Genomic DNA, 15,543 nt, shown 5'->3' with positions numbered 1-15,543 from the left:
TTACAGTTTACCATGAGTAAAAAAGTTTTAATAATTGAAGATAACGATGATATTCGCGAAAGCACAGCAGAAATTTTGGAGCTTGCCGGATATAAAACTTTTACTGCCATTAACGGAAAAATCGGTGTTGAATTAGCCATAAAAAACCATCCTGATATTATTTTGTGTGATATTATGATGCCGGAATTGGACGGTTATGGTGTGCTTTATCTATTGCATAAAAATCCACAAACGGCTTCTATCCCATTTATTTTTATCACAGCTAAAAGCGAAAGAGCAGACATGCGCAAAGGCATGGAAATGGGTGCTGATGATTATTTAACCAAACCATTTGATGATATAGAATTGCTTAATGCAATTGAGGGCAGGTTAAAAAAATCGACTACCAGTGGTAATTTTAATCAACCTAACAGCGATACACAAACACTATTTGCCGATTTAATTAAAAAAGGAAAAACCAGAATTTTAGCTAATAAGCAAATTATTTACATAGAAGAAGACCAACCTACGCATGTTTACTTCGTAAAAAAAGGACAGGTAAAAACGTATAAAAGGTTTAAAGATGGACGCGAATTATCTTCTGCGCTTTATCAGCCTGGAGATTTTTTTGGCTACGAAAGTTTGTTTACAGAAACCGCTTACGAGGATAATGCCGCAACACTTGCAGATAGTGAAATTATCCTGATACCGAAAACAGAATTTACCGATTATTTGTACCAACACCAACCCATGTCGGCTGCGTTTATTCGTCTTCTTTCTGGCAACATTCGCGATAAAGAAAACCAGATGTTGCAGTTAGCTTATTTTTCTGTTCGTAAACGCGTTGCTGATGCATTAATTCAGGTTGCTGAAAAATTTGATTCAATAGCAGATGACAAATCCACTATTAAAATCTCAAGAGATGATTTAGCTGCAATTGTGGGGACCGCCAGCGAAACCGTTAGTAGAATGCTTGCCGATTTTAAGGAAGAAAAACTGATTGAAAAGAGTGGTAATGCCATTAAAATCTGCTCGATAAACAGGTTAAAAAACATTAAACATTAATTTCTTGCCAAAAGGATATTCCATTCCTGATTAATATCACTTTTTTAGCTGACTGACCTCACGGCTGCTGCAATGAACAAACGATAGTTTTGAGAACTAAAAATTTGTTTATGAAAGCAATCGCTTACAACATTAAGCCCGATGAAAAAGAATGTTTGGTACTTGCCAATCATAAAAAACACGATATTACGATAATTGCAAATAGTCTTTCTTTTGATACCATTTCATTCGCCGAAGGAAAAGAAACGCTTTTGGTTTTTAACAATGATATTGTTGATGAGCAAATTGTAAATAGGTTAAAAGAACTGGGTGTAAAATATATCGCAACATCATCCTTCGAAACCAATCATCTTGATTTAAAATCGGCGGCAAAAGCCGGATTAAAAATAGCCAACGTACCATTAAAAGACGGACAAAATTCGTTAGATAGAATGAATCGGGTTATCAAAAATCTTGATAATTGGGCAGCCGGAAAATGTGTTGGAAGTGCTTGTTGTTGCCAGAATAATTGTGGTGTGGCTAAATCATTAAATCAAGGATGATGGACACATTAGCATTACTAAAAAAGTACAATGTTGCTGCACCTCGCTACACCAGTTACCCAACAGTTCCTTTATGGGATGTAGATAAGTTCGATACCAAGCAATGGCTTTTTTCTGTTAAAAATTGTTTCGATAACAGTAAGAACGATGGAATAAGTCTCTACATCCATCTTCCCTTTTGCGAAAGTTTGTGTACCTATTGTGGCTGCAATACCAGGATAACTAAAAATCATAAAGTAGAAAATCCATACATCGAAGCTTTGCTCAAAGAATGGCAAATGTATGTTAATGTTTTGGGCGAAAAACCTAAAATAAAAGAACTTCATTTAGGTGGCGGAACACCAACGTTCTTCAGCGCAGAAAATTTATCCAAATTAATAGAAGGCATTTTAGAAAACAGCGAACCTACTGTCGACTCAGAGTTTTCTTTTGAGGCACATCCAGATAATACCAGCGAAGCACATTTACAAACACTTTACAACCTTGGTTTTCGCCGTTTAAGTTTGGGCATTCAGGATTTTGATGAAAAGGTTCAACGGATGATTAACCGTTACCAAACACCTTTACAGGTTGAACTTATAACTAAACTTGCCCGAAAAATCGGATATCAGTCTGTAAACTTTGATTTAATCTATGGCCTTCCATTTCAAACCTTAAATGGTCTGGAAAAAACATTAAATCATGTGATGAGAATAAATCCCGACAGGATAGCATTTTATAGTTATGCACATGTGCCATGGCTAAAACCCGGACAAAGGCGATATACAGAACAAGATTTACCCAACAGTGAAATGAAGTTTGAGCTGTACAATCTGGGTAAAAGCAAATTACTAGAAGCCGGGTTCGAAGAAATCGGGATGGACCATTTTGCAAAAAAAACCGACAGTTTATTTATCGCTTTAGAGCAGAATAACCTACACCGAAACTTTATGGGTTACACAAATCAATATACTGCTTTGCTCATTGGTTTGGGTGTTTCATCAATAAGCGATAGCCAAAATGCTTTTGCACAAAATGCTAAAACTGTAGAATCTTATCTCGAAAAGATTAACAACAACAGCTTCGCAATAGAGAAAGGGCATATTTTAACTGATAGAGATTTAAAAATTCGCAAGCAGATTACAGAAATTATGTGCAATGGTAAGGGCAATTTTATCGATGAGATTTCGAAACCCGTTCATCATAAACTGGTGCCCTTAATAAACGATGGATTGATTGGGTTAAGCGAAAACAAACTCATAGTTAACAATGCTGGCAAGCCCTTTTTAAGAAATATCTGTATGGCTTTTGATGAGCGTTTGTGGGAGAAAACTCCGGCAACGCAAATGTTTAGCAACGCTATTTAGTAGTCAATTAAGCTTTCAAAAAAAATAGCCAAACATGGAAAATCCAAACGAAATTGCTACCAATGAGCTTTGTTATCACTGCGGCGAATTGCTTGATAATTTAAGATATGGCCTTGATAACCACGATTTTTGCTGTGCAGGTTGTAAAGGAGTTTATAAAATTTTATCAGAAAATAACCTTTGCAATTACTACAGCTATAACGATACGCCAGGTAAGAGAATTCAAAATAACAGTCATTTCGAATATTTAGAAGAACCTTCTATCATTACGCAGTTACTGGACTATCAGCATGAAAAGGCAAGCATTGTTACTTTTTATATTCCTGCAATTCATTGTAGTTCTTGCATTTGGCTTTTAGAACATCTTTATAAAATCAACAATGCATTTTTTTCATCACGAATCGATTTTTTAAAACGTCAGGTTACCATCAGCTTTAAACATGAAGAAATTTCGCTTAGAAAGCTTGTTGAAACCTTGGCAGATATCGGTTACGAACCACTTATTAGTTTGCAGGATGTTGTAAAAGAGAATAGCAAAACAATAAACAAAACCCTTGTTCAAAAAATTGCCGTTGCTGGTTTTTTAATGGGCAATGTTATGCTTTTCAGTTTCCCGGAATATTTTGGATTAAATGGAATTGAAGCACAATTTCAAAAGCTTTTTGGCTGGCTGAATCTGGCATTTTGTATCCCTGCTGCGTTTTATTGTGGTAAGGATTATTTTACATCAGCCATTACAAGTTTAAAACACAAACAAATTAACCTCGATACGCCGCTGGCACTAATTATTGCTGTGCTGTTTCTGCGTACTGCTTTTGATATAATTTTTGCTGCCGGACCTGGCTTTGCCGATACCCTAACTGGATTAGTTTTTTTGCTTTTGATGGGAAAATGGGTTAAGCAACGTACCTATCATCACATTTCTTTCGATAGAGATTATCGTTCATATTTCCCGATTGCAGTAACCAAATTGCAAAACGGCAAAGAAACGCCCATTGCGATAGAAAATGTAGCCATTGGCGATAGATTATGGATACGAAACGGAGAAATTGTTCCCGCTGATGCGATTTTAATGAAAGGCGATGCCTGGATGGATATGAGTTTTGTTACGGGCGAATCAGAACCAATCCATAAAGTTTTGGGCGAAATAATTTACGCTGGCGGCCGACAAACCGCCGAAGCAATTGAAGTTGAAGTAATTAAACCTGTTTCTCAAAGTTATTTAACTGGTTTATGGAATAACGAAAACTACCAGGCTAATTCAAAAAAGCAAAATTTTAATGATAGTGTTGCAAAGTATTTCAGCCTCGGCGTTTTTATAATTGCTTTTTCGGCAACAACTTATTGGCTTTTACAAAGTGATACACAAAAAGCCTGGGCAGCATTTACCGCAGTTATCATTGTGGCTTGTCCCTGTGTGTTATCTTTAAGCACACCATTTACGCTCTCTGCAATTTTATCAATTTTTGATAAAAAAGGATTTTATGTAAAAAACACCGATGCGATTGAAGCGTTTGCCGCTTGCAATACCATAATTTTCGATAAAACAGGGACTTTAACTTCAACAGATAATTCAGAATTATTATTTACTGGTTTTCTTGATTATCACGAACAAATGCTGGTTGCATCTTTGGTTAGAAATTCAGCTCATCCGCTTAGTCAACAAATTTTAAAAAACCTTTCTTGCGCTAATTACTTGCCAGTTTCAAATTATATAGAAATACCAGGAAAAGGCATCAGCGGTGTTATTCATAACAGAAAATTATATTTAGGAAATGCTTCTATCCTACCCAAAACGCTTAAAAATATTCATAACAATGGCGTTCATATTGTTATAGATGAGCATTATAAAGGCTGTTTTCAAATAAGGCAACAATGGCGAGAAGGCTTACCTGAGTTGTTAAATAAACTTGCGAAAAACTTTAAGCTTCATGTCTTATCTGGTGATACAGACCGGGAATATGTTACCCTTAAAACCTTATTTCCACGTAATTCGAAGATAAATTTTAAAAGAAATCCGCACCAAAAACTAGAGTATGTTTTACTGGAACAGCAGAAAAACAATAAGGTCATTATGCTTGGCGATGGCTTAAATGATGCAGGTGCTTTAAAACAAAGTGATTTTGGAATTGCCATTACTGATAACATAAACAATTTTACACCCGGTTGCGATGCAATTTTAACAGGAAAGAATATCGGTTTGCTGCCAAATTTTGCTGCGTTAAGTCGTGATGGTTTAAAGGTGGTAAAAATAAGTTTTGCAATTGCCATTCTCTATAACTGCGTCGGTATTTATTATGCCGTTCAGGGAACTTTGTATCCATTAATTGCAGCCGTTTTAATGCCAATAAGCACCATTACTATTATATCTTTTACATCAATAGCCACGCATTTTTTCGCCCGTAAAAACAAATTATGAACATATTATATTTTTTAGTTGGCTGCAGTGTACTCATGGCTGTAATATTTTTGGCGGCATTTTTCTGGGCATCAAAAACAGGTCAGCACGATGATGTTTACACTCCAGCCGTAAGAATTCTTTTCGACGATGAAGATAAAAGTGACGAACATCACATTTCTAAGCAATCAACATCATAATTAGGAGGCACCAACTCCAATACATTTGCTATACAAACAAAACAAACCTTTCTTATCTATTATGCAGTTAGAGAAATTTACTTACGACAATAAGATTGTCCGCGATTTTGGTATTGCAACAATTGCATGGGGCGTTATCGGTATGACGGTCGGTCTTATCGTTGCAATTCAGCTTTTTATGCCAAGTATGAATCTCGGTAATCAGTACACTACTTTTGGGAGAATCAGGCCTTTACACACAAATGCAGTAATTTTTGCCTTTGTTGGTAATGCTATTTTTATGGGCGTTTATTATTCGCTTCAACGCTTGCTTAAAGCCCGCATGTTTAGCGATGCTTTGAGTAAAATTCATTTCTGGGGATGGCAACTTGTTATCCTATCTGCAGTAATTACGCTCCCGTTAGGTTTTACAACATCACACGAATATGCCGAATTGGAATGGCCAATCGACATTGCCATCACTTTAATTTGGGTGGTGTTCGGGATTAATATGTTTGGTACAATTTTTAAAAGAAGAGAACGCCATTTGTACGTTGCCATTTGGTTCTACATTGCCACTTTCGTGACTATTGCGGTATTACATATTGTAAACTCTTTTGAGTTACCAATCTCTTTTATGAAAAGCTATTATGTGTACGCAGGCGTTCAGGATGCGCTTGTACAATGGTGGTACGGACATAATGCGGTAGCTTTTTTCTTAACAACGCCGTATTTAGGAATGATGTATTATTTCCTTCCTAAAATGGCAAATCGTCCGGTATACTCTTACAAATTGAGTATCCTCCACTTTTGGTCGTTAATATTTATTTACATCTGGGCTGGCCCACACCATTTATTATATTCTTCCCTACCGGGATGGGCGCAATCTTTAGGGGTTGTATTTTCAATCATGCTGATAGCACCAAGCTGGGGCGGTATGATTAACGGTTTGCTTACTTTAAGAGGCGCATGGGATAAAGTAAGGGAGGATGTTACCCTAAAATTTATGGTGGTTGCGCTAACCTGTTACGGGATGGCAACTTTCGAAGGACCATTATTATCTATTAAACAAATTAATGGTGTTGCACACTTTACCGATTGGATTGTTGCACACGTACACGTTGGCGCATTAGGCTGGAACGGATTTTTAACCTTCGGTGTTTTGTATTGGTTAATCCCTCGTATTTATAAAACAGAGTTATACTCTAAAAAAATGGCTGGTTTCCATTTCTGGATAGGCACTTTGGGTATTCTTTTTTATGCAGTGCCGATGTATTGGGCTGGTTTTACGCAAGGTTTGATGTGGAAAGAGTTTACTTCCGAAGGTTTATTAAAGTATCCGAACTTTTTGGCCGTAACCTTACAAATTATCCCAATGCATGTTTTCAGAGCTGTTGGAGGTGCATTTTATTTAACGGGTGCAACTGTTATGGCTTACAACTTAGCCAAAACCATGTTAAAAGGTAAGTTGGTTGCAAACGAAAATGCGGAGGCTATGGCACTGGAAACGGTTGTGGTAGATACCAATCCAATGGATAAAACCTGGCACCGCGTTTTAGAGCGTAAACCAATGAAATTTATGGTGCTTTCTTTAATCATTATTTTAATTGGCGGTATGGTAGAAATGATGCCAACCTTTACCATCCAATCGAATGTACCAACTATAAAAAGTGTAAAACCTTATACCGCTTTAGAATTACAAGGAAGAGATTTGTATATCCGTGAGGGTTGTGTAAACTGCCACTCTCAAATGGTTAGACCTTTCCGTTCTGAAACTGAACGTTACGGAGAATACAGCAAGGCCGGAGAATTTGTTTACGACCATCCATTTTTATGGGGAAGTAAACGTACCGGACCTGATTTACATCGTTTAGGTGGCAAATACTCTGATGCGTGGCATTTCAACCACTTGGTTGACCCAACATCCATGTCGCCCGGAAGTATTATGCCACCTTACCCTTGGTTAGTTGACCAGAAATTAGACATTACAACTACTCCGGCAAAAATCAGGGCAATGCAAACACTTGGTGTTCCATACCCGGATGGTTTCGACCGTTTGGCTAACGATGAGCTTAAACAGCAATCAGAAAAAATATCTGCTGAATTAAAACAGAATAATATCAAAGTAAACAGCGATAGAGAAATTATTGCCATGATTGCTTATCTGCAACGCTTAGGAACTGACATCAAAACTAACAAAGAAAGTATTCCATCTAATCAATAAATCTCATGTTCGAACAATTAAAAAACCTTGCAGGTAGAGAGTATTATCTAATCAGTTCATTAATAATATTCCTTGTGTTTTTTATTCTGGTAAGCATTTACCTAATCAAATTGAATAAAAATCATATACAGATGATGAGTAAGTTACCATTAACCGATAACGATACAGAACATGAAGAAGATTAATTTAACCTTGCTTTTAAGCTTAGTATCTGTAATTGTATTGGCTGCTGATGAAGCTCCGGTTGCAGAATTGCCAAAATCAGACCCAAAATTATTGGGTTTAAGTCAACCTGATTTATTGATTTTATTACTGTTGATTTTTGCAGCTGTATTGCTTTTTGTATCCATTACCTTATTAAATGCCTTTAAGGTGATGTACAAGGAGCAATTAAATCCAACACCATATAAGTCGCTCGTTAAGGATGAGGCTTTGGATTACGATAGCTGGCTAAAAACCAGGAAAAGAAAGCCATCCATCTGGAACAAAGTTTTAGGTTTAAAACCTATTGAAGAAGAAAAAAACCTGGTTATAGAACATGCTTATGATGGTATCCATGAACTGAATAATCCTGTTCCCGGTTGGTTTAACTTTCTTTTTTACGGAACCATCTTATTTGGCATAGGCTACTTATTCTACTATTACATTGGTGGTTACGGTTTAAATCAAGACCAATTGTACGAAGCTGAAATGGCAAAATCTATCGAAGAAAAAGCCATTTATCTTGAAAAATCTGCAAACACAGTTGATGAAAATTCTGTAAAATTTGATAATTCGGTTGCAGTTTTAGAATCAGGGAAAAACATTTTTAGTGGCAATTGTGCGGTTTGCCATGCGCCAACGGGTGGTGGTATTATTGGCCCTAATCTTACGGATGATTTTTGGTTGCATGGTGGTGGTGTAAACAATGTATTTAAGACCATTAAGTACGGCGTACCAGAAAAAGGAATGGTGAGTTGGGAAAAACAACTTTCGCCAAAGCAAATCAGCGATGTAACCAATTACATTTTATCATTGCATGGTACAAATCCGGCTGGAGCAAAGGCACCGCAAGGCGAAAAATATGAAGAAAAAAGCCCAGCAGACAATGAAATGAAAGAAGATGATTCAAAAAAATAAGGCCGAGCAAAAAAAAGGCAGAGACTTTCTATACCCTAAAAAACCTTCGGGTAAACTTTACAACTATCGTAAATGGGTAAGTTATGCTTTACTGCTTTGCTTGTTCAGTTTTCCTTTTTTGAAATTTAAAGGTGAGCAATTGGTTTTATTAAATTTTCTGGAAAGGAAATTTGTATTCTTTGGATTGATTTTCACGCCGCAAGACTTTTACCTCTTTGCTTTTGCAATGCTCATTTTTATCCTCTTTGTAATTTGCTTTACCGTTGTTTTGGGTAGGTTATGGTGTGGTTGGGCTTGCCCTCAAACCATTTTTATGGAAATGGTTTTTCGGCGAATAGAATATTGGATTGAAGGCGATTCCATCCGCCAGAAAAAATTAGATAAACAGCTCTGGAATAGCGAAAAGATTTTAAAGAAAGGAAGCAAACACTTCATCTACATCATTATATCTTTTGCCATTGCAAACACTTTTTTGGCTTATTTAATCGGTTCTGATGTTCTATATAAAATCATTACCGAACCAGTAGAATTACATATTTCAGGTTTTATTTCGATATGTTTTTTTACAGCGATATTTTATGGCGTTTTTGCTTACGTACGTGAAGTTGTTTGTACAGTAATTTGTCCGTACGGAAGATTGCAAGGCGTTTTGTTAGACAACCAAAGTTTAATAGTTGCTTATGATGAACAACGTGGTGAACCAAGAGGAAAACTATCAAAAAACCTTTTGGATGTTAAAGGCGATTGTGTTGATTGTGGTTTATGTGTGCAGGTTTGCCCTACCGGAATTGATATTAGAAAAGGAACTCAATTAGAATGCATTAATTGTACAGCTTGCATAGATGCCTGCGATGAGGTGATGCTAAAAATCAATAAACCAAAACGCTTAATTGGTTTTTACAATAACGATTACATCAAACTTAGAAAAACATTTAAAGCAGGTTTAAAAGCTTACGGTTATGCTGCCGTTTTAACTATAACTGTTTTGCTCTTTTCATCATTAATTTATAAACGAGAAAACGTACAAACAACTGTTTTACGAGCAAGCGGAACGCTTTTTCAAGAGCGACCAGATGGAAAGATAAGCAATTTATACAATGCAGAATTAATCAATAAAACCAATAAAGATATTCCTTTCACTTTCAAATCGTTAGAAGAAGCCGATAGCATAATTTTTATTCAAACAGAAAAGTTTTTACGAAAAGAAGGAACGGTTCATTTAACTTTTTTTCTGATTAAAAAACCTACTACAATTAAAAGTTATAAAAGCGAAGTTAAGTTTAAGGTTTTAACCAATAATTCAATTATAAGCACAGCGAAGACAAGTTTCTTTGCAAATCCAAATTAATATGAACTGGGGAGGAAAACTGATTTTAACGATGCTGATTTTTATTGCATTTATTTTAGCAATGGGCGCTTTTATGTTAAGTAAGCAAAGTAACGATGCACTTGTAGAAGGTAATTACTACGAAAAAGGCTTAACCTACAATGAGGAATATCAATCGAAACAAAACACTATTGACGATGGCCAAACACCTATTATTAACATCAACGAAAAACAGATTGTTATACAAATGAAAGATAGTGTTGATTACGCTTTACGCTTAATCCGTCCATCTGATATTAAAGCTGATAAAAATTTGAACGGACATACCATCGGCGATAATAATTTGATATTGATACCAAAAAAACCGCAAGACAAAGGTTTGTGGTTTCTAGACATGGAATGGAAAATCAACAGTAAAAATTATCGTTTTAAACAAAATATTACACTTTGATAAACTTTTTTCCACTGGCTTTTTTAATGGGTTTATTTGGCTCCTTGCATTGCGCTGTAATGTGCGGACCACTCATGCTATCATTGCCCATGCAAAAAAGAAACTTGATTAACGATGGTTTAAGGTTGCTTTTGTATCAATCTGGAAGAATTTTAACCTACACAATTTTAGGTTTTATTGCAGGCTGGATTGGGCAAACCTTTAGTGTAATTGCAAATCAAAAAATACTGAGTATTAGCTTGGGGATTATACTTGTTGTAATTACCATTATTCAGTTGAGTACAAAATACGCGAAAGCATTAAGTAAAGTACAATTTGCATTGGTTAATCCGATAAGTAAACTTACCTCAAAAGTTTTTAAATTGCCCTTTTGGGAGTTTTTTGCAGGAATTTTAAATGGAATAATTCCCTGCGGGATGGTTTACCTTGCAATTGCTACGGCTATAAATTCTTCTAATGCTATAGAAGGTGCACAATTTATGTTTTTGTTCGGGATAGGTACGCTGCCGCTATTAATGATGATTTCTTTAGGAGGCATTTATTTAAAAAGATACATCCGTTTTAATACCAATAAATTGATTCCTTGGTTCATGTTATTTGTTGGTGTACTTTTAATTTTAAGAGCTTCAGAATTAGGAATACCTTTTATTTCCCCACGTACAAACACCCACTTTGGTAACAGCGCTGTTTGCAAATAAAAAAGCACATCTGCTGTTTAACAGATGCGCTCAAATATGTAGTGTAAATTTATTTTACTTTCTTCTGTAGCACTTCAATATCAGCAAGGTGCTTTTTTAGAGTTGGTAAAGTTCGGTCGACAAATGCTTTTAATTCGTTATCCTTTAATTTCTTACTGCCATCTTCAAAAAGTTTAATATCGTTCTTATGGTCTTTAACCATTGCGTCAACATAAGCTTTATCGAAATCTTTCGCCGCTTTTCGGGTTAATTCATCCTTTATTTTAAGTTCATCTTTTCCTACTGAAGAAGGTAAGGTAATATTCTTTTTTGCCGCTAAAGCTTTCAGTTCTTCATTAGCAAGCGTATGGTCGGCAATCATCATTGCAGCAAATTCGTTAACATCACCATTTGTGGTTTTTTGCTGTGCAATTATGGCTAAATCAACTTCAGCAATACCACCGTTTGCAGCTTTAACAACAAATTCAGCATCGCTTTTATCTACAGCAATAACCACAGTATCCGGATTATTTTTAGTTGTATCAATCTTCGCGTTGTTTGCGCTATCTGCAACTTTTGTGCTTTCCGGTTTAGAACTATTACCGCAAGACTGAATTAAAAACAGTGAAACTGCTAAATATGAAATACCTAATAACTTTCTCATAATTCGATTTTATTTAAGGATGTACTTTATTATCAATGGATTGATCTTCAGTATAACATCTATATTAAAAAGAATGTTTTTATTAAACTTGCTCCATTACCGGAAACTGCTTACTCCACATTTCTTTATAAACGCCATTTTGTTTTAAAAGAGATTTGTGAGTTCCTTCCTCAATCATTTCTCCTTTATTTAAAACTACAATTTTATCGGTGTTAATAACCGTACTTAATCGGTGTGCAATTAATATAATGGTTTTACCTTTTTCTCTTAAAATCGAAACTGCATTGTGAATGTATTCTTCAGATGTTGAATCGAGTGAGGAAGTAGCCTCATCAAGAATTAAAATTTCTGGTTCGCGATATAACGCCCTCGCAATTGCAAGTCTTTGTCTTTGCCCGCCAGAAAGTGTGGTTGCATTTTCGCCCAAATAGGTTTGAAAACCTTGTGGCAAATTTTCAATAAAATCTAAAATATTAAGCTGACCACAGATTCTAACAATCCGTTTCATATCAGGCTCCATCTCACCTACAGCGATATTATCAATCACATTTCCTGCAAATAAATGAACATCTTGCGGCACAACACCAACCAGTTTCCTTAAGCTTTCGTTGGTTAAATAATTGATGTCAAATTCTCCAATCATTATATTTCCAGATTGCAGCGGGTAAATATTTTGAAGCAGAGAAAGTAATGTTGTTTTCCCAGAACCGCTTTCGCCAACAATGGCTGTAATTTTTCCTTTTTCAATTTTGATGTTGAAATCTTCAAAAACCGTTACCCGAGTTCCGTACCTAAAGTTTACATGTTTAAATTCAATGTCGCCAATCATGTCTGGCGTTAATTCGGTTCGGTTTTCAGTTTTCTCCCGTTCCAAATCCATAATTTCGAAAAGCCTGTCGGCTGCAATTCTCGCATCTTGGAAAACTTTATTCATGCCAATTAATCCAATAACCGGACCTGTAAAATATCCAATAATGGCATAAAATGATAAAAGCTCGCCCGGTGTAATTAAATTTTGAAGTACAAAACTTGCACCCGCCCACAATAAAATCACCGAGAAAATACTCGATACAAAACTACTGGCATTGCCAATTAATAATGAATTAGTTCCAGATGTGTAAACGGTTTTAAGCAACTCTACAAATCGGATTTCTGTTTTAAGATTCGAGAAATTTTCCAGCCCAAACCGCTTAATTGTACTTACCGAGTTAACAGATTCTACCAATTGATTTTCCAAATCGGCACTTTTTTCCATTAACTTACGTTGCGTACTTCTGTTTAATTTGTTAGAGAAATAATAAATTATAGCGTACAACGGAATTACAATCAGCATTATAAGCGCCAGTTTCCAGTAATAGGTAAACATAAGCGCAAAAGAGAATATCAAAATAAATATGTTTACAGCAAAGCCGATTAAAACATCGTTTATAAAGGCCCTGATTTTTACAGCATCATTCATCCTCGAAATAATTTCTCCAACACGCATGGTATCAAAAAATTGCTGAGGAAGTTTTAACAAGTGTTTATAATAGCCTAAAATTAACCTGGCATCAATCTGCTGACCAGTTTTTATGGTTAGTAAAGTTTTAGCGTAGTTGATAAAAATCTGCAACAGAATGATGATTATCATTACCGTGCCCATCAAATTCAGCAGATTTGTATTTCCCTCGGGCAGTACATTATCTACAATTTTTTGCAGAAAGATGGACGATGATAATCCCAGAATGGTATAAAAAACTGCACCAATTAAAACCTGAATTAATATAGATTTGTGAGGTAATAGCAAATACAAAAATCTTTTTTCAAGCGAAATTCTTTCCGTTCCAGCGGTAAAATCATCACCAGGAAGAAGCATCAGCAAAACACCTGTCCATTTTTGTCTAAACTCGTTATGGGTTAGCTTTTGCATTTCGCCATAAGCTGGGTCCATAACTTCTATGTAATCAGAATGGATGGAATACAAAACCACATAGTGAGGTAAATTATTTTGTATAACATGGGCAATTACCGGAAGTGGAATGCTAAAAAGGTTATCGTAATCGGCTTTAACGCCTTTGGCCGAAAAGCCCAATCGCGTTGCAGCCTCAATTAAACCAAGCACATTTGTACCTTTTTTATCTGTTGATGCATATTGCCTGATTCTTGCAATCGGCATATCCAAACCATAATGGATAGCGATAGATGCAAGACAAGCTGCACCACAATCGGTAACATCATGCTGTTTTATAATGGTTCTTTTGGCAGGCGATCCGGAAGAAAACTTCGCCTTGAGCGAGCTAAAAAAATTATTTAGTTTCATAAGCTGGTCGTCTTTGTTTCTTTAGCTTCGGGAATTACATTTGGGTTTAACCAGTCATCGGCCTTATCGTAAAGGAGTTGAAAAAGTGTTCTTCTGGTTACAAAAAAGCGTGCTTGCAAAGTCATACCTTTTTTTATTTTACCAACGTAACCATTTTTTAAATTGAGGGTATTTTTATCGAGCAAACAGCGAACTTTAAAGAAAGGCTGTGCGCCATTTTGCATAAATATATCATTTGAAATGGAGATGATTTTCCCGGTTGCCATCCCCCATTCGTTATAGTTATAAGCATCAATCTGAAACCTTGCTTTGGTGCCAATTTTTAATAAACCGATATCCTTTGGTTGTACGTAAGTTTCGGCTATTAAACCAGAATCGGGAGAAATTTCTCCAAGAATTTCATTTGCAGATATAGAACTTCCAGGTTGAATTCCTTTTAGTTCCTGTACAGTTCCGGTTAACGGTGCTTTAATAGTATAAAATTCCTTTTCCTCGGTATATTGTTTATCTCTTGTACCAAGCTGCTGATTTTGAATTTTTAATTGATTTAATTCAGTTTGCCATTTACTTCCTTGCTCTTCTCCGATTAAAGATAATTCGTTAAAAACGTTATCCTTTTTAAGTTTAACTTCATCGTACTCAACTGCCGAAACGGCTTTCTTCTTATATAAAAAAGCAAAACGTTCGTGGTTTTTAAGCGCAAGCTGATATCTAGCTTTTGCCTCGGTAACTCTTTGCATAAAGTAACTATACTGCTGACCATAAACACCTGATTTTAAAGGCAGTTTTTTCGACCAATCATTTCGCCGATAGGCATTTATTAGCAAACCTAAATCATAGAGCTGGTCTTCTACATCAGTTTGTTGAAATTGATTTAACGCATCCTGACTTTCGATATTTTCTTTACGGATGGTTAGCAAAACCTGACCAGCCTTAACATGCATATTTTCTTTTATGAAAAGAGAATCTACCCGACCTGCAACCAAGGGTTTAATCTCGTTACGTTCGGCGGTTGGCCTAAATAACCCGGTGCTTTTTACGTTTACATCAACCTTAATTAAAAAGATAGAGATGAACGCAACAATGAGTGCCACCAATAAAACCTGATAAATTATTTTAGTTCTCGAGTTATGCGAATGAAAGTGATATTCGGCGGTGTTTTCGATAACTTCTTTCGGAAATATATATTTTTCACTATCCATATCTAGAAATTATATACGAAAATGAGCGCATTTAGTTTTATTATAAACTAAAAAGAACCGAAATAACGGCT

At 35.8% G+C, this 15,543-nt stretch carries 14 protein-coding genes; 11 read left to right on the top strand and 3 right to left on the bottom strand.

What is annotated here, in order from left to right:
* Positions 1-12: 12 nt before the first annotated feature.
* The 11 genes from ACO05K_RS04130 to ACO05K_RS04080 all read left to right on the top strand — a co-directional run bounded on the left by ACO05K_RS04130 (position 13) and on the right by ACO05K_RS04080 (position 11,328).
* Entirely contained in the window at positions 13-1,044 is a 1,032-nt protein-coding gene (locus ACO05K_RS04130) for a response regulator (RefSeq protein WP_421943196.1), read from the top strand.
* Positions 1,045-1,154: 110 nt separating this feature from the next.
* Entirely contained in the window at positions 1,155-1,586 is a 432-nt protein-coding gene (locus tag ACO05K_RS04125) for a lactate dehydrogenase (protein WP_421943195.1), read from the top strand.
* Entirely contained in the window at positions 1,586-2,932 is a 1,347-nt protein-coding gene (gene hemN / locus ACO05K_RS04120; RefSeq protein WP_421946275.1) for an oxygen-independent coproporphyrinogen III oxidase, read from the top strand. Before ACO05K_RS04125 ends, hemN begins: the two co-directional genes overlap by 1 nt.
* A gap of 34 nt (positions 2,933-2,966) precedes the next feature.
* Positions 2,967-5,351: a heavy metal translocating P-type ATPase gene (locus tag ACO05K_RS04115; protein ID WP_421943194.1), complete on the top strand. Its 2,385-nt coding sequence runs from the start codon at positions 2,967-2,969 to the stop codon at positions 5,349-5,351.
* Positions 5,348-5,530 (top strand): cbb3-type cytochrome oxidase assembly protein CcoS, encoded by a 183-nt coding sequence (ccoS, locus tag ACO05K_RS04110; protein WP_421943193.1) that lies wholly within the window; start codon positions 5,348-5,350, stop codon positions 5,528-5,530. Before ACO05K_RS04115 ends, ccoS begins: the two co-directional genes overlap by 4 nt.
* Before the next feature lie 61 nt (positions 5,531-5,591).
* On the top strand, positions 5,592-7,733 hold the full coding sequence (gene ccoN, locus ACO05K_RS04105; RefSeq protein WP_421943192.1) for a cytochrome-c oxidase, cbb3-type subunit I: 2,142 nt from the start codon (positions 5,592-5,594) through the stop codon (positions 7,731-7,733).
* A gap of 5 nt (positions 7,734-7,738) precedes the next feature.
* On the top strand, positions 7,739-7,918 hold the full coding sequence (locus ACO05K_RS04100) for a hypothetical protein (RefSeq protein WP_421943191.1): 180 nt from the start codon (positions 7,739-7,741) through the stop codon (positions 7,916-7,918).
* The gene (locus tag ACO05K_RS04095) at positions 7,905-8,852 is read left to right on the top strand and encodes a cbb3-type cytochrome c oxidase N-terminal domain-containing protein (protein WP_421943190.1); all 948 of its coding nucleotides are present in this window, start codon (positions 7,905-7,907) and stop codon (positions 8,850-8,852) included. Before ACO05K_RS04100 ends, ACO05K_RS04095 begins: the two co-directional genes overlap by 14 nt.
* Entirely contained in the window at positions 8,836-10,200 is a 1,365-nt protein-coding gene (ccoG, locus tag ACO05K_RS04090) for a cytochrome c oxidase accessory protein CcoG (RefSeq protein ID WP_421943189.1), read from the top strand. Before ACO05K_RS04095 ends, ccoG begins: the two co-directional genes overlap by 17 nt.
* Position 10,201: 1 nt before the next feature.
* A complete protein-coding gene (locus tag ACO05K_RS04085; protein ID WP_421943188.1) occupies positions 10,202-10,630 on the top strand; it encodes a FixH family protein in 429 nt (142 codons plus the stop codon).
* 26 nt (positions 10,631-10,656) lie between these two features.
* Positions 10,657-11,328: a sulfite exporter TauE/SafE family protein gene (locus tag ACO05K_RS04080; RefSeq protein ID WP_421946274.1), complete on the top strand. Its 672-nt coding sequence runs from the start codon at positions 10,657-10,659 to the stop codon at positions 11,326-11,328.
* A gap of 49 nt (positions 11,329-11,377) precedes the next feature.
* Here the strand turns inward: ACO05K_RS04080 and ACO05K_RS04075 are convergent, their stop codons facing one another.
* From ACO05K_RS04075 to ACO05K_RS04065, 3 genes are all read right to left on the bottom strand, one after another.
* Positions 11,378-11,971, bottom strand: coding sequence for a DUF4142 domain-containing protein (locus ACO05K_RS04075; protein WP_421943187.1), 594 nt, complete (start codon positions 11,969-11,971; stop codon positions 11,378-11,380).
* 82 nt (positions 11,972-12,053) lie between these two features.
* Entirely contained in the window at positions 12,054-14,270 is a 2,217-nt protein-coding gene (locus ACO05K_RS04070) for a peptidase domain-containing ABC transporter (protein WP_421943186.1), read from the bottom strand.
* Complete coding sequence (locus tag ACO05K_RS04065) at positions 14,267-15,472, bottom strand: HlyD family secretion protein (protein WP_421943185.1); 1,206 nt, start codon at positions 15,470-15,472, stop codon at positions 14,267-14,269. The genes ACO05K_RS04070 and ACO05K_RS04065 overlap by 4 nt, the downstream gene beginning before the upstream one ends.
* Positions 15,473-15,543 lie beyond the last annotated feature (71 nt).

The sequence above is a fragment of the Pedobacter sp. genome (assembly GCF_965227205.1).
Taxonomy (GTDB): domain Bacteria; phylum Bacteroidota; class Bacteroidia; order Sphingobacteriales; family Sphingobacteriaceae; genus Pedobacter.
This window is presented reverse-complemented; position numbering and strand designations above follow the sequence as displayed.

What these genes read in the sequence shown, in the direction of transcription:
- ACO05K_RS04085 (WP_421943188.1), top strand. Translation starts at nt 10,202, where the DNA reads ATGAACTGGGGAGGAAAACTGATTTTAACGATGCTGATTTTTATTGCA.
- ACO05K_RS04100 (WP_421943191.1), top strand. Translation starts at nt 7,739, where the DNA reads ATGTTCGAACAATTAAAAAACCTTGCAGGTAGAGAGTATTATCTAATC.
- ACO05K_RS04095 (WP_421943190.1), top strand. Translation starts at nt 7,905, where the DNA reads ATGAAGAAGATTAATTTAACCTTGCTTTTAAGCTTAGTATCTGTAATT.
- ACO05K_RS04130 (WP_421943196.1), top strand. Translation starts at nt 13, where the DNA reads ATGAGTAAAAAAGTTTTAATAATTGAAGATAACGATGATATTCGCGAA.
- ccoS (WP_421943193.1), top strand. Translation starts at nt 5,348, where the DNA reads ATGAACATATTATATTTTTTAGTTGGCTGCAGTGTACTCATGGCTGTA.
- ACO05K_RS04125 (WP_421943195.1), top strand. Translation starts at nt 1,155, where the DNA reads ATGAAAGCAATCGCTTACAACATTAAGCCCGATGAAAAAGAATGTTTG.
- hemN (WP_421946275.1), top strand. Translation starts at nt 1,586, where the DNA reads ATGGACACATTAGCATTACTAAAAAAGTACAATGTTGCTGCACCTCGC.
- ACO05K_RS04115 (WP_421943194.1), top strand. Translation starts at nt 2,967, where the DNA reads ATGGAAAATCCAAACGAAATTGCTACCAATGAGCTTTGTTATCACTGC.
- ccoN (WP_421943192.1), top strand. Translation starts at nt 5,592, where the DNA reads ATGCAGTTAGAGAAATTTACTTACGACAATAAGATTGTCCGCGATTTT.
- ACO05K_RS04080 (WP_421946274.1), top strand. Translation starts at nt 10,657, where the DNA reads ATGGGTTTATTTGGCTCCTTGCATTGCGCTGTAATGTGCGGACCACTC.
- ACO05K_RS04075 (WP_421943187.1), bottom strand. Translation starts at nt 11,971, where the DNA reads ATGAGAAAGTTATTAGGTATTTCATATTTAGCAGTTTCACTGTTTTTA.
- ccoG (WP_421943189.1), top strand. Translation starts at nt 8,836, where the DNA reads ATGATTCAAAAAAATAAGGCCGAGCAAAAAAAAGGCAGAGACTTTCTA.
- ACO05K_RS04070 (WP_421943186.1), bottom strand. Translation starts at nt 14,270, where the DNA reads ATGAAACTAAATAATTTTTTTAGCTCGCTCAAGGCGAAGTTTTCTTCC.
- ACO05K_RS04065 (WP_421943185.1), bottom strand. Translation starts at nt 15,472, where the DNA reads ATGGATAGTGAAAAATATATATTTCCGAAAGAAGTTATCGAAAACACC.